Origin of the sequence: Sphingomonas endophytica (genome assembly GCF_014199415.1) — a bacterium.
GTDB lineage: Bacteria > Pseudomonadota > Alphaproteobacteria > Sphingomonadales > Sphingomonadaceae > Sphingomonas > Sphingomonas endophytica.
In genome coordinates this window covers 43250-64833 of the sequence record NZ_JACIJN010000011.1, presented here as the reverse complement: position 1 = coordinate 64833, position 21584 = coordinate 43250, and the positions used below count along the sequence as shown (strand labels likewise).

Sequence of the window (21584 nt, the reverse complement as noted above, 5' to 3'; positions counted from 1 at the left end):
TTTTCTGCCGTCCCGGACTTGATCCGGGACCAAGCTTCTTCCCCGCCGCATCTACAGTGGGATCCCGGATCAAGTCCGGGATGACCGGTATCATTCGATCGGCGTTACGGTCGCCGGGCGACTCGTGTGACCGCCTTTGGTCACCTGACCCGCGATGGCGCGGGACACGCACCAATCTACATCATCTTCCTTGCCCTGCGTCCGGCCGGACCGTAGCGTCGCGCGCATGACGACGGTGGCGATCTACAGCGTGAAGGGCGGTGTCGGTAAAACGACGCTGGCGATCAATCTCGCCTGGTGCGCGGCGACGCTCTCCGCGCGCCGCACGTTGCTGTGGGACCTCGACCCGCAGGGCTCCGCGACCTGGGCGCTTGGCGACGGGCGCGCGCACGACCGCGCCGGGGCGCTGTTCGGCAAGGGCGTCGCCCCCGCCAAGCTGATCTCCAGGACCGCCTTCGACCGGCTCGACCTGCTCCCCGCCGACGCCTCGCTGCGCGACCTCAACCATCAACTGCGCGAGCTCGACAAGAAGCGCCGGCTGCGCAAACTGGTTGCCGAGCTGGGCGATCACGACACGGTGGTGCTCGACTGCCCGCCGGGGCTGACCGAGACCGCCGATCAGGTGGTGCGCGCCGCCGACCTGCTGGTGGTGCCGGTCGTCCCCTCGGCCTTTTCGCAACAGGCATTCGCGACGCTCGACCGCGAGTTCGGCGGACAGGTGCCGATGCTGCCGGTGCATGTCATGGTCGACCGCCGCCGCGCGCTCCATGCCGAGGCGCTTGCGCGCCACCCCGACTGGCCGGTGATCCCGATGGCAAGTGCGGTCGAGAATGCCTCCGCCCAACGGCTGCCGACCGGCGTCGCCGCGCCACGCAGCGCCGCCGCTACCGCCTTCGCGCATTTGTGGCGAACGATCGAGCAGCGGCGGGCTTGAGCGGCACCGGGACACTCGATCCGGGGCTGTTGCTCGGCGCCTATTCGGTCGGGGTATTCCCGATGGCGGACAGCCGCGACGCGACCAGCATTTATTGGGTGGAGCCGCGCCGCCGCGCGATCCTGCCGCTCGACGGCTTCCATCTGTCGCGCTCGCTGCGCCGCGTGATCGCCGCCGACCGCTTCCGGGTGACGGTCGACCGGGCGTTCGAGCGGATCATCGCGCTCTGCGCCGAATCGGCGGCGGACCGCCCCGACACATGGATCAACGCGATGATCGAAGAGGCGTTCGTGCGCCTCCACGCGCTGGGACATGCGCATTCGGTGGAATGCTGGGACGGCGAGCGGCTGGTCGGCGGACTGTACGGGCTGGCGGTCGGCCGCGCCTTCTTCGGCGAGAGCATGGTCAGCCGCGCACCGAACGCCTCGAAGGTCGCGATCGCGTCGCTGGTCGCGCGGCTGCGCGCCGGCGGGTTCTCGCTGCTCGACTGCCAGTTCATGACCACGCATCTTTCCTCGCTCGGCGCGCAGGAGATCGACCGCGCCGATTACATGGAGTTGCTGGGCGCGGCGCTTTCCTCGACCGGCTCGTCCGCGGCTCCCTCCTCCGCCGCGCCGGACGCCGCGGCCACGGCGGCCGGTGACTTCCTCGCGCTCGATGGCGCAGCAGGCGCGGATGGCGCCGTGCCGGGGAAGGTGGTGGTGCAGCTCCTCGGCCAAACGTCATAAACCGGGTGGAGGACGACATTGAGCGCGGGGCGCTCCTTGTAGAGCCATCCTGAAAAGGCGCGCCGCCAGTGTCCGTCGACCCCACGCACGTCGAGCTGGACGAAGGCGCCGGTCAGCTGCTCCGGCTCCCAGGGGGCGGTCTTCTCGCAGGCGCGCAGCCGCACGATCACGTCGCCGACCCGCCCCGCCTGCCCGGGGCGGAGCGTCAGTTCGCGGCTGACGCCGTTGCGCTTGTTGAGCAGCCCCAGCACCGCGACGCGCTGCGCCATCGGCGTGGTGCCCGCATCGACGGGCGCCTCCTGCGCGTCGTCACGCACCTCGTCGGCGGCGGGCGTCGCGGCGACGTCGGGCAGCGTGTCGGGGACCGCCTTGCTCACGATCGGCGCCTCGGGCGACGGCGTGCGCGGGCCGGAGCGCAGGTTCAGCCCCGCCCAGGTCGCCCCCGCTGCCACCACCACCACCAGCCCGCCGATCGCGAGCGGACGCTTCACGCGTCGGGGCTCCACGCCTCGTAATCGCCGGTCGCGGCGGCGCGGTGACCGCCCTTCTCCAGCGCACCCTGCGGGCGATAGGCGAAGGCGGTGCCGGTCATGTTCGGCACCGCAGGCTTCTCCCATGCGCGCGGCGGGGGCAGCACCTCGGTCGGCACGCCGTCCACCTGACGGTGGAGCCAGCTGAACCATTCCGGCGGCACGCGACTGACGTCGTTGGCGCCCGAATAGATCACCCAGCGGCGCGGTTCGCCCGCGGTGTCGCGGCCGCCCTCCCAATAGGTGTTGCCGAGATAATCCTCGCCCACCTGACGCTTGCCGCGCAGGCCATAGAGGATGGTGCCCCAGCTTGCGCCGTTCCACCAGGTGAAGGGGTTGAGATTGATGCCCATCGTGGCGCCTCGCTTACCCGCCGTCGCGCGCCCGTTCAATGCCCCGCGTCACCGACGGGTCATTCGGCCGGCGCGACGCCGACCGCGAGTGGCCCCTTGCGCCCCTGCACCACCCGCGCGCGCAGCCGCTGTTCGGGCTCGACCTCGGCAAGGCCCGCCCGGCGCAGCGTCTCCATATGCACAAAGATGTCGCCGGGCCGCGCCAGCGCGACCAGAAACCCGTAGCCCTTGATCCGGTTGAACCATTTGACGCTGACGTCTTCCCATTGCGCCTGCGCCGCGGCGTCGTCGGGCGCGACCTCGGGCGACAGGCGTTCGCGATCGCGATCGCGCACCGTCTCGGTCGCGGCGGTAAGATCGAGCGCGGAAATCTCGACCGCCTGCCAGCCGCGCGGCCCCTGCGCGGCGAAGCCCTGCAACCGCGTTCCTTCCGGCAGGGTGCGGCGACCATAAGCCTGCAGCACGCTGAAATGGAGCAGCACGTCGCCCATCGTCGAATCGTCGGGGACGATGAAGCCGAACCCGCGCGTGGCGTCGAACCATTTGAGCACGCCCGACAGCGCGACCGACGGCGGCAGGCCCTCGGTTGTCCCGGCGCGAAGTTCCGCGCCCCCGGTCGGTGTGCCAGGCCCGTCGTGCACGTCGTCCTGTCCCAGTTTCATCCCCGGTTAACATCGGTGCACTGCACCATGAGCGAAAGCAAGAAGGGATATGTCAGTCTAATACGGGAATCTCGCCCGGCGCGCTGTCCACGACCTGCCGGGCGATCGTCATTGCATGTCCGCCGCGCAGCATCGCAGCCAGATGCCGCTCGCGCGTGCGCGGATCGGCGCGCGCGGCGGCGAACGGCCCGATCCGCTTGCGCTGCGCGAGCCGCAGCGCGCTGTCGAGCGCGGCGGCGCGTGCCTCCTCGACGACCGGCGTACGATCCGCCTCCTCCAGCCCGGCGGCGCGCAGCGTATCCGCGACGCGCCGCGCGCCATAGCCGCGCCGCGCCAGCGCGGCGCCTTTCTGCGCGGCGAAGCTGCGATCGTCGACATAGCCGGCGTCGGCCATCCGCTGCGCCACGGCGCGCGGATCGACCGGAGGGCCGTCCCAGCCGCGCTCGCGGATCTTGCGCGCCAGATAGTCGGCCAGCTTGCCGCGCGAGGTCGCGAAGCGCTCGACATAACGCAGCGCCAGCCGGTCGAGCGCGGCGGCGTCGAGCGGCGGTGGCGCACGACGCGGCGCGCGCGCGGAGGATTGTGTCAGGGCCACGCCTTGATTGTGCCACACTGACCGTGGATTCTAACGCTCAAAATTTTAACACATCCGGCAAACCGCCATTTTTGCCGGTCAACCATTGCGCACGCGTGACAGGTGCGACAGGAACACAGGATGACGATCGACCCCGCCACGATGACCGCTCCCGCGACGGTTGCGCCGACGGCCACCCCGACCGAGGACCGGCTGCCGCGCCGCTTCTCGGACTTCACGACGCTGGGCGAGGCACTCGATTATGCCGCGTCGGGCGTGCGCGGGCTCAACTTCCACGATGCGCGTGGCACGCTGGTGCGCAGCTATCCGTTCGCGCAGCTCCGCGCGGATGCGCATGATGCGGCATTGCGGCTGATCGCCGCCGGAGTCGCGCCGGGCGATCGCGTCGCGCTGGTCGCCGAGACGAGCGCGGAGTTCGGCGCGTTGTTCTTCGGGGCGGTGCTCGCCGGCGCATGGCCGGTGCCGCTGCCGCTGCCGACCTCGTTCGGCGGGCGCGAGTCCTACATCGACCAGCTCCGTGTCCAGCTTGCGAGCTGCGACCCGACGCTGCTGATCTATCCGGCCGAGCTGGCGCAACTGGCCGGCGCCGCCGCCGAAGCATCGGGCGTGACCGGCGTCGACTGGGCCGCGTTCGCGACCCGCCCCGCCCCCGCCGCTTCGCTGCCCGCGGCCAGCGCCGACGACGTCTGCTACCTGCAATATTCCAGCGGCTCGACGCGCTTTCCGCACGGCGTGGCGGTGACGCACCGCGCGTTGCTCAGCAATCTCGCCGCGCATGCGCACGGGATGCAGATCGCCGAAACCGATCGCTGCATCTCGTGGCTGCCCTGGTATCACGACATGGGGCTGGTCGGCTGCTTCCTGTCGCCGCTCGCCAATCAGGTGTCGACCGACTATCTGAAGACCGAGGATTTCGCGCGTCGCCCGCTGTCGTGGCTCGACCTCATCAGCCGGAACAAGGGCACGTCGCTCAGCTATTCGCCGACCTTCGGCTATGACATTTGCGCGCGCCGCATCTCGTCGCAGACCAAGGCATCGGATCGCTTCGACCTGTCGCGCTGGCGCGTGGCGGGCAATGGCGCGGACATGATCCGTCCCGACGTGATGCAGGCGTTCGTCGACGCCTTTGCCGATGCCGGCTTTCAGGCGACCGCCTTCCTGCCCAGCTACGGCCTGGCCGAGGCGACGCTTGCCGTCTCGCTGATGCCGGTCGGCGAGGGCATCCGCGTCGAGCTGGTCGAGGAGACCGAGCTGTCGGGGATGCATCACGGCGAGGATCGCCCGCAGCGCTACCGCGCGATCGTGAACTGCGGCAAGGCGGTGCGCGACATGGAGATCCAGATCCGCGAGGAGGATGGCACGCCGCTGCCCGACGGCGCGATCGGCAAGGTGTGGTGTCGCGGCCCCAGCGTGATGGTCGGCTATTTCCGCGATCAGGCGTCGACCGACGCGTGCCTGGTCGATGGCTGGCTCGACACCGGCGACATGGGCTATATGTCGGACGGCTATATCTTCATCGTCGGCCGCGCCAAGGACATGATCATCATCAACGGCCGCAATCACTGGCCGCAGGATATCGAATGGGCGGTCGAGCAGCTGCCCGGCTTCAAGGCCGGCGATATCGCCGCCTTCGCGATCACCGCCCCCGGCGGTGAGGAGACGCCGGCGGTGCTGGTGCAATGCCGCAGCTCGGACGAGGCCGAGCGCGTCCGGCTGCGCGACGAGATCCGCGATCGCGTCCGCTCGGTGACCGGCATGAACTGCGTCGTCGAGCTGATCCCGCCGCGCACGCTGCCGCGCACCAGCTCGGGCAAGCTGAGCCGCGCCAAGGCGCGCAACCTCTATCTGGCCGGCGAGATCAAGCCGTACGATCTCGCCGCCTGAGCGGGCAGGTCGGCCGCCTCCGGATTGTCGCCCAGGCGTGGGCCGCATGGTCCCGTTTGCCGGCGACCGCCAATGTGAGCCGGATATTCTTTGATCAACCCGCTCTTTCGCCACGTCGGCGTGATATAAGTATAAAAGGACGCGAAGTCGGGCTGTTAGCAGCGGGTGTCGCCGCGCGCATTGCGTGGCGATCGACCCTGCGCACCCACCTTTACCATTGAAGTTGCAGCGCAATTTCCGCTGCACCGCATGATTGCGGACGGCTGCGGGCGACGCGAGACGCCGCACCGCGGGCAACGCTTCGTCAACCAGACCATGCGTAAGACGGACAGGTGACCACCTTCTCCGCCTCGCCGCTCGTGCATCAACCGCCGCTGCCCGCGCTGCTCGGGCTGAGCGACGGTGACGATCCCGACCTGTGGGGCCGGATTCGCGCGGCGCAACTGCTGGCGGCACGACACAGCGCGCTGCTGTTGCTCACCGCCAATCTGACCGCGGCGGCGCTGGTGGTGATGCTGCTCAACGCCTGCGTGCCGATGCCGTGGCTGGCAAGCTGGGGCGTGGCGATCGGTGCGGTCGCGGTCGCCACCGCGGTCCGGCGGCTGCGCAGCCCCGATCGTGCCGGTGGCTATGCCGATCTCGGCGCGATGCATGCGCCCGTCGCCGAAAGCGCGGCGCTGGCGCTGGCATGGGGCGCGGTGCCGGTGCTGTTCGGCCCCTATCTCCACGTGACGACCGCGCTGGCGATGCACATCGTCGTGGCGGTGCTGATGGCCGCCTATGCGATGGCCATGGTGTCGGTGCCGCTGGCGACGCTCACCTTCATCGGCGCGACCGCGCTCTCGGCAGCGATCACCTTGTTCATCACCGGGCACGCCGCAGCCGCGATCGTCGACCTGCTGTTCGCGACGCTGATGTGCCTTTCCACCTTCGACCGCGCGCGCGCGCTGGCGATGCTCCACGCGGTCGGCGTGACGCTGGCCGAGCGCGACGGGACGATCGGGCTGTTGCTGCGCGACTTCGACGAGACCTCGCCCGACTGGCTGTGGCAGACCGATGCCTCGCGGCGGATCGTCGCGCCGAGCGCGCGCTTCGCCGCCGCCTGCGGGGTCGATCGCGACCAGCTCGCCGAACGGCCGCTGCTGGAGGTGCTGGCCGGCACCGGCTGGGACAGCGGACAGGTCGCCCCCGTGCTGCGCGAACTCGCGACGCGGCTGCGCAACCGCGAGGCGATCCGCGACCTCAATTTGCCGGTGGTGGTCGCCGGCGAGCAGCGCTGGTGGCGGATCGCCGCCTCGCCGCGCCGCGACGCCGACGGTCACTTCGGTGGATTCCGCGGCGTCGCCTCCGACGTCACCGAGGAGCGCGCCTCGGCCGAGAAGATCGCGCGGCTCGCGCGGTTCGACACGCTGACCGGCCTGCCGAATCGCCTGTCGGTCAACGAGGCGCTGGCCGAGGCGGTCGCCAATGCCGAACGCGAGCGCACGCGCTGTGCGCTGATGATGATCGACCTCGACCGTTTCAAGGCGGTCAACGACACGCTCGGCCATCCGGTCGGCGACCGGCTGCTCGGCAAGGTGTCGGAGCGGCTGGCGACGTTGCTGGCAGAACGGGAAATCGTCGGGCGGCTGGGCGGCGACGAATTCGCCGTCGTGGTGCGCGACGCCTCCGACCCGCTGCGCGTCGAGCGGCTGGCGCGGGCGATCATCGAGGCATTGTCGCGGCCCTATGAGGTCGACCAGCATACGCTCTACATCGGCGCGTCGGTCGGCGTCGCGACCTCCCCGCGCGACGGCCGCAGCGCCGAAACGCTGATCCGCTCCGCCGATCTCGCGCTCTACCGCTCGAAGGATCAGGGCGGCGGCGTCTTCCACGCCTATGAGCCGCAGCTTCATGCGCAGGCCGAGGAGCGCCGCGTGCTCGAGATGGCGCTGCGCCAGGCGCTGGCGAACGACGAATTGTCGCTCGATTACCAGCCGGTCGTCGATGCGACGAGCGGGGCGCTGCGCGGGTTCGAGGCGCTGCTGCGCTGGCACCATCCCGGCTTCGGACAGATCCCGCCGTCCAAGTTCATCCCGATCGCCGAAGAGGCGCGGCTGATCGCGCCGATCGGCGAATGGGTGGTGCGCACGGCCTGCGCCGAGGCGGCGGCGTGGCCGGACAACGTGCGGGTCGCGGTCAACGTCTCGCCCGAACAGCTTCACAACCCGCAGTTCGTTACGGTCGTCGCCGAGGCGCTCGCCGAGAGCGGCCTGTCCGCGCGGCGGCTGGAGCTGGAGGTGACCGAAAGCGTGTTCCTGCGCGAGGGCACCGGCGCGACGCGCGTGCTCGGCGACATCCTGGCGCTCGGCGTCGGGCTCAGCCTCGACGATTTCGGCACCGGCTATTCGTCGCTCGGCTATCTGAGTTCGACCCGCTTCTCGTCGATCAAGATCGACCGCAGCTTCGTCCAGACCGCCGCGGCCGGACGGGTCGAGGCGATCGCGATCATCCGCGCGGTGGTCGCGATGGCCGACAGCCTCGACATGACCACCACCGCCGAGGGCGTCGAGACCGAGGCCGAACTTCGGCTGGTGCAGGAGCTGGGCTGCCGCAGCATCCAGGGCTATTATTTCGGGCGTCCGCTCCCGGTCGTCGAGGCGCGCGCGCTGGCGATGCGGCACCTCCAGACGCATGCCGCCTAGGATCGTCGCAGCAATCGCTTGACGAACGCTGCGGATACGTTCAACAGCGCAGCCCGCACAGGAGTGTAGCTCAGTTGGTAGAGCATCGGTCTCCAAAACCGAGGGCCGTGGGTTCGAGTCCCTCCACTCCTGCCAGAAACCTTTTGTCAATCCGGAGCCAATACGCCGCTTGCGTGTTGTGCCGCACAGCGCCATAGCGCGATCTGGGTTAAAGCCACTCAAGGGAGTTCTACTATGCGTTCGATCCTCGCCGGCGCCGCTGCGCTCAGCCTCATCGCCACCCCGGCGCTCGCCGCGACCAGCAATCCGGCCGCCAGCCTGTCGGTTGCGCAGTCGCGCGCCGCGTCGCCGTCGGCCAAGAAGAGCGAGCTGGCCGGTGCCGGCCTGTTCGGCGTCATCATCGCCGCCGGCATTGCCGCGATCGGCGTGATCGCGATCGTCAACGACAACAACGACGATTCCGACAGCAACTGATCGGACGCGCACGCGGCCGGTGACGGCGGCGTGCGATGATCTTGCGAAAGGGCCGGGCGCATCGCGCACCCGGCCCTTTTTCGTGGGCATCGTCCAGCGGTTCGCCACCCGCCTGCCCCGCTTGCCTTTTGCCGTGCACGATCCTATGTCCCTTGCCACATCCGACATCGCGGACGGCTTGCCGACCGCTTCCCGGTTTCGGACCGGGCAGCGGTAGCGATCCTATGCCGGGACTTCATTTTCAGGCTCAACCGGGCCAGGGCTCAACGAAGGCGCAGTTTCGTGGCGAAGACGACCCCGATCGAATTCATCCGTCAGGTGCGGACCGAGACCGCCAAGGTCGTCTGGCCGACCGGGCGCGAGACGGTCATGACCGGCGTGATGGTCGTCATCATGACGACGGTGCTCGCGCTGTTCTTCCTCTCGGTCGATTCGATCTTCAACGCCGTCGTGAAGGCGTTGCTGAGCCTGGCGCAGTAAGGACGGAATTCCAAAAGATGGCGCGCTGGTACATCATCCACGCCTACTCGGGCTTCGAGGGCAAGGTCCGCGATTCGATCATGTCGGAGGCCACGCGGATGGGCCTCGAACAGCTGGTCGAGCAGATCGAGGTGCCGACCGAGACGGTCACCGAGGCGCGGCGCGGCAAGAAGATCGCGGTCGAGCGCAAGTTCATGCCGGGCTACGTCCTCGCCAAGCTGGCGATGAACGACGACGTCTATCACCTCGTCAAGAACACGCCCAAGGTCACCGGCTTCCTCGGCTCGTCGGGCAAGCCGCAGCCGATCTCGGATGCCGAGGCGGCGCGGATGCTCAACTCGAAGGAAGAGGCCGCCGCCGCGCCGAAGACCAAGGTCAAGGTCGATTACGAGATCGGCGACGCGGTCAAGGTGCTGGAAGGTCCGTTCGCCAGCTTCAACGGCACGGTCGAGGAACTCGATTTCGACAAGTCGAAGGTCAAGGTCTCGGTCAGCATCTTCGGCCGCGCGACTCCCGTCGAGCTCGACTTCGAACAGGTCGAGCGCAGCAAGTAAGCCGGCCTGTCGCCCCGGGGCTTGGTGTTCCGGGGCAACGCCGTACTTATCCGCCGTCGCGGGCCTAGCGAAGCCATCCAGGGCCTGATCAGGACGCCGTGGATTGCTTCGCTGCGCTCGCATCGACTATCTTAGCCGCCTACGCGCTCGCCGCCGGCGTCCCCGCCCCCGCCTCGTCACGCCACGGCGCGGCGACGACATGCGGCGCGAGGTCGACGCGCTTGCGCTGTTGGCGCACCTCCAGTCCCGGCGTGAACAGCATCGTCTGCGAGCGCCGGAATTGCGCCGGCGTCATGCCGACGAACTGCCGGAACTCGCGATTGAGGTGCGATGCGTCGTAGAAACGCAGCTCCGCCAATTCGTCGGCGGTCGGCACCGCAAGGCCGCGCATCACCGCCGCCATGTCGAGAAAACGGCTGCGGCGCAGCACCGTTTTCGGCAGATGCCCGAAATGGGCGCGCACCGCGCGGTCGAGCCGCCGCCCCGACATGCCGAACTCCGCCGCGATCTCGGCGACCGGGCGCACCGGATCGACGCGCGCGATGCGCTCGAACGCCGCGCTGAGCGAGTCGGTCGGAATGGCGCGCACGATCACGCGTTCGTGGACCACCTGCTCCAGCCGCGCAAAGGTCTGCTCGTGATCGTAGACATCCTCGGTCGCCCAGCGCAGCGCCGCGCCCCAATCGCCACCGATCGGCGCGAGCCGGTCGGCCATCCGGTCGGCGCTTTCGTCACAAAAGGAAAACCATGCACCCGGACGGATCATGAAGCCTGCCGCGACGATCGGGCCGCGGCAGCGGACCGGGAAGCGCCGCTCCTGCGCGCCGAACAGCATCGGCCCTTCATAGCCGATCCAGCGATCGTCGATCAGCGTTTCCCACGCGCCGACCACCGGCACGCGGACATAGGCGTTCTCGTGGAGCAGAAAGTCGTCGAGCAACGCGTCGGTCGGACGCTCGATGACGGTCACGAAAAAGCGCGCGATATGCTCGGCGAGCGCCGCCGGGGGCGTGCGACTCAGCGACAGCGGCGCGCCGCCCAGAGATGCACCAGTACGCGGAATCGCCCCACCCATGGTTGGTGGCTACGACAACAAATACCGATCCGGCAGTAAAAATCGCGATGGCTCCGTAAATCTCATACGCCTGTGTCGTTGCGGTCACGCCCATCGGTGATGCGGCGGTTGCGCGCTCGGCGGTAATCCGCTAACGGCGCACGCTTCCCTGTCATCATTGACCTGGAACTGCGGGAGGGTGTCGCCACGGCGGCGCCCGGACGAACCGCTAGACTTGAACCGGGCGCAGCGGCGACGCCGTGCCCCGTAACAGAGTGAGACGCATGGCAAAGAAGATCACAGGCTATATCAAGCTGCAGGTCCCGGCCGGTTCCGCCAACCCCTCGCCGCCGATCGGTCCGGCGCTGGGTCAGCGCGGCGTGAACATCATGGAATTCTGCAAGGCGTTCAACGCGCAGACCGGCGAGATGGAGAAGGGCGCGCCCCTCCCCACCGTCATCACCGTCTATGCCGACCGCTCCTTCTCGTTCGTGACGAAGACGCCGCCGGCGACCTTCCTCATCAAGAAGGCGGCGAACCTGAAGTCGGGCTCGAAGGAGCCGGGCAAGGTGTCGGCGGGCAAGATCAAGCGGTCGCAGCTGGCCGAGATCGCGCAGACGAAGATGAAGGATCTGAACGCCAACGACATCGACGCGGCGACCAAGATCATCGAAGGCTCGGCCCGCGCGATGGGCCTCGAAGTGGTGGAGGGCTGAGATCATGGCGAAGCTGACCAAGAAGCAGAAGGCCGTCACGATCGATCGTGAGAAGCTGCACGGCGTCGACGAGGCGATCGCGCTGGCGAAGTCGGGGGCGACCTCGAAGTTCGACGAGACGATCGAAGTCGCGCTGAACCTCGGCGTCGATCCGCGTCACGCCGACCAGATGGTCCGTGGCGTCGTCACGCTCCCGGCCGGCACCGGCAAGACGGTTCGCGTCGGCGTGTTCGCGCGCGGCGCGAAGGCCGACGAGGCGCGCGCCGCCGGTGCGGACGTCGTCGGTGCCGAAGACCTGATGGAGACCATCCAGGGCGGCACGATCGACTTCGATCGCTGCATCGCGACCCCGGACATGATGGGCGTCGTCGGTCGCCTCGGCAAGGTGCTGGGTCCCAAGGGCCTGATGCCGAACCCGAAGCTGGGCACGGTGACCATGAACGTCGCGGAAGCCGTCAAGGCGGCCAAGGGCGGTCAGGTCGAGTATCGCGTCGAGAAGGCGGGCATCATCCACTCGGGCATCGGCAAGGCGTCGTTCGCGCAGGAAGACCTGCGTCGCAACTTCGACGCTTTGGTCGACGCGGTGGTCAAGGCCAAGCCGTCGGGCGCGAAGGGCAAGTATGTCCGCAAGGTCGCCGTCAGCTCGACGATGGGCCCGGGCATCAAGGTCGACACCACGGAAGTCGCGGGGGCGTAAGTCCGACGCGACGACCTAGGTCGTCAGGTAAAGGCCGGCGTGCTCGCAAGAGCGCGCCGGCTTTTTCGTGTCTGCTTGAGACACAGTGACCTCGGTGATGAGGCGACCGCACCGACGAAGGCGGCAGACATGCGCCCCTGCCTCGCAGGGGCGACGGCTGATTGAGGCACCGTCGCCCCTGCGCAGGCAGGGGCGCATGTCTTTCTCGTCCCGCGACGCCGCCCCGCCTCTGACATGCATGTGTCAGGACAGACAAAAACCGCCGCCTTTCCAACGCTCCACCCACCGCATCCCCATCGACAAGCCTGCCGCCGCCCGGCACTCTCCGCCGCCTTACGGAGAGGATCATGCCGCATTACGGCGACTACCAGAACGCGATCTATTTCGCGGGCCTGTCGGGGATCGTGCCCGAATGGCCGGTCGACCATGCCACGCTGCGTGCGCGCGCCGAGGCGCATTGGTCGCCCTCGGTGCGCGACTATGTGCAGGGCGGCTGCGGGGACGAGCGGACGCAGGACATCAATGCAACCGCCTTTGCGCATTGGGGAATGGTGCCGCGGATGATGGTGGACACCGCGACGCGCGACCTGTCGGCGACGCTGTTCGGGCACAGGCTGCCCTCGCCGCTGTTCATGGCGCCGATCGGGGTCAACGGCATCTGCACCGACGACGGACACGGGGATCTCGCCGCGGCGCAGGCGTCGTCGGCGACCGGTGTGCCGTTCTGCGCCTCGACGCTCGCCAACGATCCGCTGGAGGCGGTGCGGGCGGCGTGCGGAGAGATTCCCGCGCTGTTCCAGCTCTATACGTCGCGCAACCCCGATGTCGCCGCCAGCATCGTCGCGCGCGCCGAGGCCGCCGGCTATGCCGCGCTGGTGGTGACGCTCGACACCTGGGTGACAGGCTGGCGGCCGCGCGACCTCAACACCGGAAATTTCCCGCAGTTACGCGGGCATGTGCTCGCCAATTACTTCGGCGATCCGGCGTTCCGCGCCTTGCTGACGCGCCCGCCCGAGGAGGATCCGCAGGCCGCGGTCGCGACCTGGGCGGCGACGTTCGGACGCGTCCTGACGTGGGACGACATGGCATGGCTGCGATCGCTGACCAGAATGCCGATCATCCTCAAGGGCATCTGCCATCCCGACGACGCGCACCGGGCGATCGATTGTGGCGCCGACGGCATCTACGTCTCCAACCATGGCGGCCGGCAGGCGAACGGCGGGATCGCCGCGATCGACCTGTTGCCCGCGGTCGCCGAGGCGGTGGCGGGGCGGGTGCCGGTGCTGTTCGACAGCGGGGTGCGATCGGGAACCGACCTGATCAAGGCGGTAGCGCTGGGTGCCGATCTCGTCGGCCTCGGTCGCCCCTATTGCTACGGATTAGCATTGGGTGGTGCGGCCGGGTGCGCGCATGTGCTCAAATGCGTGCTCGCCGAGGCCGATCTGTTGATGGCGGTGAACGGGTGGCCGACGTTGGCCGCGGTACGCGCGGCCGGGGCGCGGCGGGTCTAGGGGCTGATCCACCATCGCTGGATCGGCGGCGGCACCGGCCCGCTCCGCCGCAAGTGGATCGAACGCGAATCACGCTGTCCTACAACCTCCAACATCTGCGAGCCCGCGCGCATCGGCAGGCACGGAGCGCATGATGCAGGAACTGGTGGAGCAGACGATCGACGCACATGGGCGGCGCGGGACCGGCGGGGCGCGGCGCGTGACGGTCAACCGCCGCGAATCACCGTTGGCGTGGCTCGCGGCGCGCCAATTGGTCAGCCGGCGCCAGAACGAGGGCGGCGAACGGCTCCAGCAGGATTACGAACGCGCCGCGCTCGGTCCGGCGGTGACGATGCGCTGGACGCAACGCGTGGATGGCGGCGCAGGGGAGCGTGCGGACCCGGCCACCGCGCAGCTCGCCGCCAAGCGCCGCTTCGATGCCGCGATCGCCGCGGTTGGCCCGGGCCTGTCGGACGTGCTGTGGCGCGTGGTCTGCGCGGGCGAGAGCTTGCCCGACAGCGAGCGCGCATTGGGCTGGCCGACGCGCAGCGGGCGGCTGGTGCTGACGCTCGCGCTCGATCGGCTCGCCGACCATTATCGCCTGCCCTGACCCTCTTGCCCCGCGCGCACCACATCAGCAGATAGGGCCGATGGAGATAGGCTTCACCAAATGCCACGGCTCGGGCAACGACTTTCCGCTGGTCGACGGGCGCGCGCTGACGCTGTCGGAACCGGACTGGGCGCAGCTCGCGCGCGCGCTGGCCGACCGTAGCGGGCCGGTCGGCGGGGACGGCTTGCTGGTGCTGACCGAGGGCGATGCGCAGGCGGCGTTCGGGATGCGGATGTTCAACAGCGACGGGTCGGAGGCGGAAACCTGCCTCAACGGGCTGCGCTGCGTCGCGCGCGCCGGGTTCGAGGCGCTGGGGATCGGCGGCGCCACCGCGCGGCTCAAGACCAGCCATGCCGCGGTCGCACAGGCCGCGCCGCTCGCCGAATCGGTCTATACCGTCGAGGAGACCGCCGGCCCGGCGACGCTCGACCTTGCGCGTTGGCCGCTGACCGGCGCGGGGGCGCAGCTGATCGACGCGCCGCTCGCGACGTTGCCGGGCGGCCGGCGCTTCACCGCGGTGGCGATGCCCAACCCGCATCTGGTGACCTTCGTCGACACCGTCGACGAGGCCGAACTGGTGGCGATCGGCACGGTCTGCGAGGCCGCGCCGGCGTGGCTGCCCAATCGCGCCAACGTCTCGTTCGTGGAGGTCCGCGATGCCGACACGCTGTTCGTCCGCACCTTCGAGCGCGGCGTCGGGCTGACCGACAGCTGCGGCAGCGCCATGGCCGCCTCGACCTATGCCGCGTGCCTGACGGGGCGGGTCGCGTTCGATCATGACGTGACCGTGCTCAACCGCGGCGGGCTGGTCCGCGCGCGCGCGACCGAGGCGGCGATGGTGACGCTGCACGGCAATGCGACATGGGAATGGGACGGCGTCGTCACGGTCGATCTGGCGCAGGCGCGCGCGGGCGCGCTGCGCGTGCTGCGCCATTATGATGCGGAGATCGCCGCCTGGGCGCGCGTCGCCGACGCGGCGCGCTGACCATCATCCCGACCCGACCGCGCGGCGGTCGGCGGGCGGCAGCCGATCGACCCGGTTCCGGCTCAGGGATCGGCGCGCGCGATCTGGTTCTTGCCGCGGTTCTTGGCGGCATAGAGCGCGTGGTCGGCGGCGGTCAGCGCGGTGTCGCCGGTCAATATGGCGACCCCGGCCGAGAAGGTAATGTGCCCGATCAGCTCGCCGCTGTCCTGATGCACCAGCGAGCGTTGCGAGAGCCGCTCGCGCACCGTGTCCAGCGCCGCCACCGCCTGATCCAGCGACATGCCCTTGAACAGCAGCGCGAATTCCTCCCCGCCATAGCGCGCGAGCAGCACGTCGCGCGGCAGCCCGGCGCGGACGAACGCCGCGAAGAACTTCAGCACGCGGTCGCCCGCCGGATGGCCGAAACGGTCATTGACCTGTTTGAAATCGTCGACGTCGACCAGCGCTACCACCCCGCCGGCGTTGGTCGCGCCGGCATGCTCGCGGAGCCGCTGCTCGAAGTTGCGGCGATTGGGGAGCCCGGTCAGGTGATCGTGCTCGGCGGCCTGCCGCGCGCGGTGCAGCTCGTTGCGCAGCGCGTCGGCCTCCTCACGCGCGTGATGGAGTTGTCCCTCGACCAGTCGCGCCGCCGCGACCGCCGCCTCGGTCAGCCCGATGATCCGCGCGATCGTGCCCTTGGGATCGCTGCTCAGCCGTCCCGCCTCGACATGCAAGGCGTTGCCGAACGTCTCGGCGGTGCCGCGCGATTCGCCGACCGCCGCCAGACAGTCGCCGATCCGCTCTTCCAGCGCGTCCGCGATGCGGCTCAACGCGCCGGCCTGCGCCTCGTCGTGGCGTGCCGCGATCCGCGCGAGGCCGGCGTCGGTCAGCCCCTGCCCGCTGCGCAATTGCTCGGCGACCGCCGCGCCCGTGCCCGGATCCTCGCCCGAGACATAAGCGTGGAGTACGCCATAAGCGCATGGCGACGGCGTCAGCGCGTGCGAGAAGATCAGCGTGCCGATATCGTCGAACAGCCGGCGCAGCATCGTGGCGCGCTGCTGCGCGGCGCTGCCGGCAGGGGGCGGAGAAGCAGGCGCCGGTGCCGGTGCCGGCGCATCGTCGCCGGCGAACCAGCCCAGCACGCGCCGGCGGCGCCGCGCCGCCACGGGGATCGAGGATGATGCGGTCACGACAGCACTCCCTTCGACATGACGTTGGCGATCGGGGTGAGCGGGGACGGTGGCCCCGCCAGAATCTCGGCCTCCAGCGCGTCCCAATCATCGCCGAACCAGCGCTGCCCGCATTCCGCGCGATGGATCGGATCGAACGCGACCGTCGCGGTGGCGTCATAGGGCGTGATCCGGTGCCGGGTCGGGATATCGTAGAAGACGCGGACGCGCGGCTGGGTCGGCTCGCGGTCGTTGCCCTCGATCACCAGCGCCAGCCGGCTCGATTGCAGCCGCACCAGCCCGCCAACCGGGTGGATGCCGATGCTCTCGATGAAGCGGTCGAGCAGCTCGACGTCGAAATGGCCGCTCCATGAGCGCATCCGCGACAGCGCCTCGCTCGGCGACCACGGCCGCTTGTACGGCCGCTGCGACGTGACTGCGTCATAGACGTCACAGATCGAGCTCATCCGCGCCGCCAGCGACAATTGATCGCCGCGCAGTCCCTCCGGATAGCCGCGCCCGTCGCACCGCTCGTGATGGTGGAGACAGACGTCGAGCACGACCGCGGGCAGCCCGCCCCCGGCGCTCAGCAGCGCATGGCCCTTTTCCGGATGGTGGCGCAGCACCGCCATTTCGGGCGGCTCCAGCTTGCCCGGCTTGTCGAGCAGCGCCTTGGGCACCGCCATCTTGCCGATATCGTGGAGCAGCCCGGCGAGGCCGAGCGCGCTCACCTCCTCGTCGGGCAGCTTGAGCGTCTGCGCGAAATGGATCAACAGCGCGGCAACGGCGATCGAATGGACATAGGTATATTCGTCCTTCGTCTTCAGGCGCGTGACGTTGAGCATCGCCGCGGCGTCGCGCGTCACCGATTCGACGATCCGCTCGGCGACCGGGGTCAGCGCCTGGACGTCGATCGCGCGGCCCAGCCGCACCTCGTCGAACATCGCCTGCACGATCACCTTCGAGGCGTCGACCACCGCCTGTGCGCGCTGTTCGGCCGAGATCGGCGCGCGGCGGCGACGCGATGGCGGGTGCGGCTCCGCGGCGTCGGCCGGCACCGCCGCCATCGTGGCGTCGGCGACGGGTGCGGGCAGAAATGGCGGGCGGTGCGGCGCGGCGGCGGGGCCGATCCCCTTCGACAGATCGATGACGATCTCCGCGATCCCGGCCGCGCTCAGTTTCCGGAGGTCGCCGGCGGTCTCGAGCACGAAGTGCCGCCGCCAGAACGGGCTGGCCATCCACCCGCCCGCAACGGCGTGAACGAACATGCCGAGCCGCGCATCCTCCGTCTTGATCGTTACCAGCACCGCTATTCCAGCCCCCCTGAACGGCATGGGTTTGCAGCACATGTGATTAAGGACCGGTGTGGAAGAGCAGAAATTCAGGTCGGTATCGCGCGGGCACGGGCGCTGACCAGGTCCGGGATCCGGTGGGGGGACGTTCCCCGCGCCGGTTACGGCAGGATCGGCGCACCCGGCCGATCGCCAGTCGCGCGTCGCTCGTCGCAACGACGTTGACGCCCTGACAAATAACGACAACTGGCTCGACTTCCCGCAGCCAGCGAAACGCTGGCATGATCGAAAGAGCCACGCCCGTGCAGTTATTCTCGATGCTCGGGCTCCGCTCGCAGGACGTCGCCATCGACCTCGGGACCGTCAATACCCTGGTCTACGTCGCCGGGCGGGGGATCGTCATCGATGAGCCGTCGGCGGTCGCGCTGGAGCTGCGCGACGGGGTTGCGCGCGTGTTCGCGGTCGGCGCGGACGCGAAGCTGATGATGGGCAAGACCCCCGAGAACATCAGCACCATCCGTCCGCTGCGCGACGGGGTCATCGCCGACCTCGACGTCGCCGAGCAGATGATCAAGCATTTCATCGACAAGGTCCACGGCGGCGCCAGCCGTCGGCAGCGCCGGCCGCGGATGGTGATCTCGGTGCCGACCGGCTCCACCCAGGTCGAGCGTCGCGCCATCCGGCAGGCGGCGCTGAGCGCGGGCGCGTCGGAGGTGCGGTTGATCGAGGAAGCCCTGGCGGCCGCGCTCGGCGCCGGCCTCCCGATCACCGGCCCGACCGGGTCGATGGTCGTCGACATCGGCGGCGGCACGACGGAGGTCGCCGTGCTGTCGCTGAGCGGCCTCGCCTATAGCAGCTCCGTGCGGGTCGGCGGCGACAAGCTGGACGACGCGATCATCTCGCACATCCGGCGCCGGCATAATCTCCTGGTCGGCGAGGCGACTGCCGAACGGATCAAGATCGCGCTCGGCGCCGCCAGCCGGCCGCACGAGCCAGAACGGCGGCTGCGGGTGAAGGGGCGCGATCTGGTCGACGGCATCCCCAAGGAGATCAGCATCGGAGAGGCGGAGATCGCGGATGCGCTGGCCGATCTGGTCGGCCAGATCGTCGAAGCCGTCCTGCGGACGCTCAGCGAGGTGAAGCCGGAACTCGCCGCCGACGTCGTCGATCAGGGGATCGTCCTGACCGGCGGCGGCGCGTTGCTGTCGCGCCTCGACGAGGTGCTCAGCATAGCGACCGGTCTTCCGGTGGTGGTCGCCGACGCCCCGCTGCTCTGTGTCGCGCTGGGCGCCGGCCTCGCGCTCGAGAACACCAGCCTGAGGGAAGCCCTGTCCGAAGGGTGAGCCGATCGTCCGCCGCGCGAGATCCTCGCCGGCCTGCGCCCCTGCGCTCGCCGCGCCGGCCGGGCGCCGTCCGCATCGACGGGGTGGCGGAAGCGCCTGCGAGCGCGGCCGCCCGCGGTGCCAGCAAAAGGTGAACATCCGCCGCCGCTGTGCTAACCGGCGGGATGAATTGGACATTTGTAATTTCTTATTTCAACGAGGCGGACTATCTCCCGGCCACGCTGGCCAGCCTCGCGGCGCAGACGCTCAAGCCCTTTCGCCTGATCCTCGTCGACAATGGTTCAACGGACGGCTCGGCGGCGCTGGCGCGTGACGCGGTCCTGCCGGGCGTCGAGGTGGTGCATCTCGCGGAGTCACGCCCGGGCAAAATCTTCGCGCTGGAAGCCGCGATGCCGCACCTCGCCACCCGCTATGTGGCGTTCGGCGATGCCGACACCTACTATCCTCCCGATTACCTCGCGATCGCCGACGCCGCTTATGCCGCCCCCGACATCGTCGCGGTGATGGCGACCGACGTGCCCGCCGATCCCGCCGCCGCCTTGCGCAAGCGCCGACACAATCGGATCGCGAGCAGGCTGTGGCCGAAGCAGACGCACACCGGCGGCTTCGGCCAGACCTTCCGGGTCGCGCCGCTGCTGGCGGCGGGCGGCTATGCCGAACGCTTCTGGCCGTATGTGCTGATGGATCACGAGATCATGCAGCGCGTCGTGCAGCAGGGTCGCGTGGTGTACCCGTTCGACCTCTGGTGCATTCCTTCCGATCGCCGGACCGACCGGTCCCGCGTGCGCTGGACGTTGGTCGAGCGGCTGCTCTACCATTTCACGCCTGCCGCAGCGAAGGACTGGTACTTCTACCGCTTCCTCGGGCCACGGCTAAAGGCGCGCAAGCTCTCGCACATCAACCTGCGTGAAAAGACATGGCAGCGATGACGGTGCTGTGGTGCCGAACCGTCGGTCGCCGGGCGTTCCGGCCCGTCAGCGCCCGGCTGCGGGAAGCAATGCCCGCTTGAGCGAGGAATACGTCCGCCGCGCCGGCTAGATAAAGTCCTTCAGCTCCAGCGTAACCTGAAAGCTCAGCTGCTGCCCGTGCGGCATCTCCGCGACCTCACAGGTCGCGGTGCGCCGGTTTTCCTTCGTTCGCGCCTTCAAGAGGAGCGACAGCGCCGCACGGATCGTGCGATCCTTTGCCTCCTCGATGGTAGAATGCTCCTCGATCGAGGAGGCAGAAGCAGCGCCATCCACGATGGCTACGCGAAACGTTGGCATCGCGTGCGCCTTACGTAACGCGCCCGCTGCGCCCCTCAACATACATCAGCCCCAACACGCGTCCTGCGGCAAATCCGTTCCAAAACAGGACATTACGCCTAGCGCAAGGATTGATCCCGGATGCTCAGATATAGTCGATGATCGAGAGGGTGATCGAAAAGCTACGCTCCTGATCATCATCAACGCCAACGATCATGCAATTGGCCACCTGCGAACTCGCACCGGACGCGGCGTCGAGCATCCTGTCGATCGCCGTCCGGATCGTCGCATCACGAGCGACCTCGATGTTTTGATGCTCTTCGGTGGCCGAGACGGACCAGCCGCTGGCGATTGCGATTTCGAACTGGGCCACCGCCGCGGCGTACCAGCCGAACGGACGATACGCTCCGATCCGCATAAGTGATGCAGGTTGGCACGCTCCGCCTGCGCTCGACGGTCGTCGGCGGGATCGGGATGACCGGGGCGGAGGGTGTCTCCGCCTCGTGCTCACTCATCACGCCGGACGGGGCACCTCCGGAACGTCAATGGTCGCGCTGAAGCTTCGTGAGTTTACCCGTCCTCGGATCGGCATGGAATTCGTAGGTCACGCCCGCGCGGGTCGCCTCACCCTCCCAATGACCATCGTCGGCCTCGATCTTGGTGAGCTGATAACCCTTTTTCGCGAGGATCCTCCCGATCTGTTCGTGCTTGATCCACCCTTTGCCGGGTACGTCCGCCGCAGCCGGCACACTGAGAAGTCCTGTGGCGAGAGCCATCAGTACCAATTGCTGTTTCATGCTGCGTCTCCGTTTGCCAGCTGCGGGATCGATCCCGTCGCCGCACACCTACGGATCGAGCGCCGGCATGTTCCTGCAAGCCTCGATCGCCCGCTTTCATGCCGGAACGAGAGGCTCGCAACGGGTGCACGATGTGATCCACGAACCGCTCGTGCGGCCAGCACCCTCAGATCGAGGGGCGGCCTCATCAAACGGGCCCACCTCAGCCCTCGTCTCGATTTGACATGCCCGCTCGATCGGCCCATTTCCACTGCCGGCCGCACGCAACCGCATGCGGCCGTTCCAGGAAGCGAGAACATGTCCAGCGACAGTTCCAGTAGGGCCGCACGC

General features: G+C 68.9%; 23 protein-coding genes, 1 tRNA gene and 1 pseudogene. 15 read left to right on the top strand and 10 right to left on the bottom strand.

What is annotated here, in order from left to right; all coding sequences use genetic code 11:
- The first annotated feature begins 226 nt into the window (after positions 1 to 226).
- The gene (locus tag FHS97_RS15285) at positions 227 to 934 is read left to right on the top strand and encodes a ParA family protein (RefSeq protein WP_184039946.1); all 708 of its coding nucleotides are present in this window, start codon (positions 227 to 229) and stop codon (positions 932 to 934) included.
- A 62-nt stretch (positions 935 to 996) separates the two neighbouring features.
- A complete protein-coding gene (aat, locus tag FHS97_RS15280; RefSeq protein ID WP_246346716.1) occupies positions 997 to 1662 on the top strand; it encodes a leucyl/phenylalanyl-tRNA--protein transferase in 666 nt (221 codons plus the stop codon).
- 35 nt (positions 1663 to 1697) lie between these two features.
- On the opposite strand, the pseudogene FHS97_RS15275 reads toward aat, so the two are convergent.
- The 4 genes and pseudogenes from FHS97_RS15275 to FHS97_RS15260 form a co-directional block, all read right to left on the bottom strand.
- A pseudogene (locus tag FHS97_RS15275) lies at positions 1698 to 1931 on the bottom strand (DUF2155 domain-containing protein); the annotation flags it as partial.
- Between the two features lie 218 nt (positions 1932 to 2149).
- Positions 2150 to 2545, bottom strand: coding sequence for an NADH:ubiquinone oxidoreductase subunit NDUFA12 (locus tag FHS97_RS15270; RefSeq protein ID WP_184039941.1), 396 nt, complete (start codon positions 2543 to 2545; stop codon positions 2150 to 2152).
- A gap of 59 nt (positions 2546 to 2604) precedes the next feature.
- Complete coding sequence (locus FHS97_RS15265; protein ID WP_343053468.1) at positions 2605 to 3186, bottom strand: cold shock domain-containing protein; 582 nt, start codon at positions 3184 to 3186, stop codon at positions 2605 to 2607.
- A 73-nt stretch (positions 3187 to 3259) separates the two neighbouring features.
- Positions 3260 to 3802 (bottom strand): regulatory protein RecX, encoded by a 543-nt coding sequence (locus FHS97_RS15260; RefSeq protein WP_311770246.1) that lies wholly within the window; start codon positions 3800 to 3802, stop codon positions 3260 to 3262.
- Between the two features lie 120 nt (positions 3803 to 3922).
- On the opposite strand from FHS97_RS15260, the gene FHS97_RS15255 reads away from it, so the two are divergent.
- The 6 genes from FHS97_RS15255 to nusG all read left to right on the top strand — a co-directional run bounded on the left by FHS97_RS15255 (position 3923) and on the right by nusG (position 9878).
- On the top strand, positions 3923 to 5686 hold the full coding sequence (locus FHS97_RS15255) for a fatty acyl-AMP ligase (RefSeq protein ID WP_184039935.1): 1764 nt from the start codon (positions 3923 to 3925) through the stop codon (positions 5684 to 5686).
- 332 nt (positions 5687 to 6018) lie between these two features.
- A complete protein-coding gene (locus FHS97_RS15250) occupies positions 6019 to 8370 on the top strand; it encodes a putative bifunctional diguanylate cyclase/phosphodiesterase (RefSeq protein WP_184039932.1) in 2352 nt (783 codons plus the stop codon).
- Between the two features lie 59 nt (positions 8371 to 8429).
- Positions 8430 to 8505, top strand: a tRNA-Trp gene (locus FHS97_RS15245).
- 99 nt (positions 8506 to 8604) lie between these two features.
- Positions 8605 to 8844: a hypothetical protein gene (locus FHS97_RS15240; RefSeq protein ID WP_184039929.1), complete on the top strand. Its 240-nt coding sequence runs from the start codon at positions 8605 to 8607 to the stop codon at positions 8842 to 8844.
- A gap of 282 nt (positions 8845 to 9126) precedes the next feature.
- Positions 9127 to 9324, top strand: coding sequence for a preprotein translocase subunit SecE (gene secE, locus FHS97_RS15235; protein WP_184039926.1), 198 nt, complete (start codon positions 9127 to 9129; stop codon positions 9322 to 9324).
- Between the two features lie 17 nt (positions 9325 to 9341).
- Positions 9342 to 9878 (top strand): transcription termination/antitermination protein NusG, encoded by a 537-nt coding sequence (gene nusG / locus FHS97_RS15230; RefSeq protein WP_022687599.1) that lies wholly within the window; start codon positions 9342 to 9344, stop codon positions 9876 to 9878.
- A 139-nt stretch (positions 9879 to 10017) separates the two neighbouring features.
- Here nusG and FHS97_RS15225 read toward each other — a convergent pair whose 3' ends face one another.
- Positions 10018 to 10953 carry an AraC family transcriptional regulator gene (locus FHS97_RS15225; RefSeq protein ID WP_184039923.1) on the bottom strand — a complete coding sequence of 312 codons (936 nt, stop codon included), beginning with the start codon at positions 10951 to 10953 and terminating at the stop codon, positions 10018 to 10020.
- Between the two features lie 263 nt (positions 10954 to 11216).
- Between FHS97_RS15225 and rplK the strand changes: the two genes are divergently transcribed.
- The 5 genes from rplK (at position 11217) to dapF (ending at position 15430) form a co-directional block, all read left to right on the top strand.
- Positions 11217 to 11648 carry a 50S ribosomal protein L11 gene (rplK, locus tag FHS97_RS15220; protein WP_028966921.1) on the top strand — a complete coding sequence of 144 codons (432 nt, stop codon included), beginning with the start codon at positions 11217 to 11219 and terminating at the stop codon, positions 11646 to 11648.
- Between the two features lie 4 nt (positions 11649 to 11652).
- Positions 11653 to 12345 (top strand): 50S ribosomal protein L1, encoded by a 693-nt coding sequence (gene rplA / locus FHS97_RS15215; protein ID WP_184039920.1) that lies wholly within the window; start codon positions 11653 to 11655, stop codon positions 12343 to 12345.
- Between the two features lie 347 nt (positions 12346 to 12692).
- Positions 12693 to 13856, top strand: a complete 1164-nt coding sequence (locus FHS97_RS15210) for an alpha-hydroxy-acid oxidizing protein (protein ID WP_184039917.1) — start codon at positions 12693 to 12695, stop codon at positions 13854 to 13856.
- A gap of 133 nt (positions 13857 to 13989) precedes the next feature.
- The gene (locus FHS97_RS15205) at positions 13990 to 14445 is read left to right on the top strand and encodes a DUF6456 domain-containing protein (protein WP_184039914.1); all 456 of its coding nucleotides are present in this window, start codon (positions 13990 to 13992) and stop codon (positions 14443 to 14445) included.
- Positions 14446 to 14485: 40 nt separating this feature from the next.
- A complete protein-coding gene (gene dapF, locus FHS97_RS15200; protein ID WP_184039911.1) occupies positions 14486 to 15430 on the top strand; it encodes a diaminopimelate epimerase in 945 nt (314 codons plus the stop codon).
- 62 nt (positions 15431 to 15492) lie between these two features.
- Here dapF and FHS97_RS15195 read toward each other — a convergent pair whose 3' ends face one another.
- Both FHS97_RS15195 and FHS97_RS15190 read right to left on the bottom strand, forming a co-directional pair.
- On the bottom strand, positions 15493 to 16599 hold the full coding sequence (locus FHS97_RS15195; protein WP_184039908.1) for a diguanylate cyclase domain-containing protein: 1107 nt from the start codon (positions 16597 to 16599) through the stop codon (positions 15493 to 15495).
- Positions 16596 to 17885, bottom strand: coding sequence for an HD domain-containing phosphohydrolase (locus tag FHS97_RS15190; RefSeq protein ID WP_184039905.1), 1290 nt, complete (start codon positions 17883 to 17885; stop codon positions 16596 to 16598). The genes FHS97_RS15195 and FHS97_RS15190 overlap by 4 nt, the downstream gene beginning before the upstream one ends.
- 302 nt (positions 17886 to 18187) lie before the next feature.
- Here FHS97_RS15190 and FHS97_RS15185 point away from each other — a divergent pair, with 302 nt between their 5' ends.
- The gene (locus tag FHS97_RS15185) at positions 18188 to 19213 is read left to right on the top strand and encodes a rod shape-determining protein (RefSeq protein WP_184040148.1); all 1026 of its coding nucleotides are present in this window, start codon (positions 18188 to 18190) and stop codon (positions 19211 to 19213) included.
- Positions 19214 to 19377: 164 nt separating this feature from the next.
- A complete protein-coding gene (locus tag FHS97_RS15180; RefSeq protein WP_184039902.1) occupies positions 19378 to 20142 on the top strand; it encodes a glycosyltransferase family 2 protein in 765 nt (254 codons plus the stop codon).
- 105 nt (positions 20143 to 20247) lie between these two features.
- Here the strand turns inward: FHS97_RS15180 and FHS97_RS15175 are convergent, their stop codons facing one another.
- From FHS97_RS15175 to FHS97_RS15165, 3 genes are all read right to left on the bottom strand, one after another.
- Positions 20248 to 20478: a hypothetical protein gene (locus tag FHS97_RS15175; protein WP_184039899.1), complete on the bottom strand. Its 231-nt coding sequence runs from the start codon at positions 20476 to 20478 to the stop codon at positions 20248 to 20250.
- 124 nt (positions 20479 to 20602) lie between these two features.
- Complete coding sequence (locus FHS97_RS15170) at positions 20603 to 20875, bottom strand: hypothetical protein (protein ID WP_184039896.1); 273 nt, start codon at positions 20873 to 20875, stop codon at positions 20603 to 20605.
- 124 nt (positions 20876 to 20999) lie between these two features.
- Complete coding sequence (locus tag FHS97_RS15165) at positions 21000 to 21254, bottom strand: PepSY domain-containing protein (protein WP_184039893.1); 255 nt, start codon at positions 21252 to 21254, stop codon at positions 21000 to 21002.
- Between the last annotated feature and the right edge of the window lie 330 nt (positions 21255 to 21584).